Here is a 673-nt window from a genome sequence, read left to right on the forward strand (position 1 = left end):
TTGGTATATCGAAGCAGTGGCAATATCTTTTGTCATTAAAGTATTTACTCATCTATTTGCTTCCTTTCGTTTTAATCAGGTCAACTAATGCAAAAAAAGTATATAGTCCAATTCCGACTAGTGCTATTATAATAACTTTACCAATTATTGATTCAACATTCATTTATTTAGCTCCTTTATTATATGCCTTATTATAATCTATTTCTTTTTAATTGTCAAGCGAAAACTCACATAAACCACTAATAAAATAATTGTTATTATAAATAGCGGTGGGATAAATACAGTTACTGCAAACCAAACAATAGAAACTAAAGTATAGATCATGATTTTAAGTATTAGTTTACCTGTTTTAGTATCTTTAAAAGTTGTTTCCTCATCTAATGGTGAATCATCTTCTGTTGAATTACCGTAAAATATTTTATCTTCATTTACTTCGTATTGATTTCTACAATAATCACATTTACCATTAGTAAAGCTTGAAGCCCCACAGGTTTGGCATTCAATTAGTTCCATTGTTTTTACCTCTTTCCTTAACTCGATGTACTAAGTATATCAAAAAAACTCTAAGCTGTAAAGCCTAAAGTCTTTATCATTAATTATTTTTCTTTCAATTTATTCTTGAACCAGATGATTCGTTCTTTGAACCAAGCGTCAACCCCTTCAGGACGTAGCC

The 673-nt window shown here is 29.6% G+C and carries 1 protein-coding gene; it reads right to left on the reverse strand.

The window, feature by feature from the left end; genetic code table 11:
* Positions 1-198: 198 nt before the first annotated feature.
* Complete coding sequence (locus L979_RS15455; protein ID WP_081994562.1) at positions 199-513, reverse strand: hypothetical protein; 315 nt, start codon at positions 511-513, stop codon at positions 199-201.
* Positions 514-673 lie beyond the last annotated feature (160 nt).

Origin of the sequence: Kocuria sp. ZOR0020 (assembly GCF_000800955.1) — a bacterium.
GTDB classification, from domain to species: Bacteria; Actinomycetota; Actinomycetes; order Actinomycetales; family Micrococcaceae; genus Kocuria; species Kocuria subflava.

Excerpts from the sequence above, each read along its gene's own strand:
- L979_RS15455 (WP_081994562.1), bottom strand. The coding sequence starts at position 513 with ATGGAACTAATTGAATGCCAAACCTGTGGGGCTTCAAGCTTTACTAAT.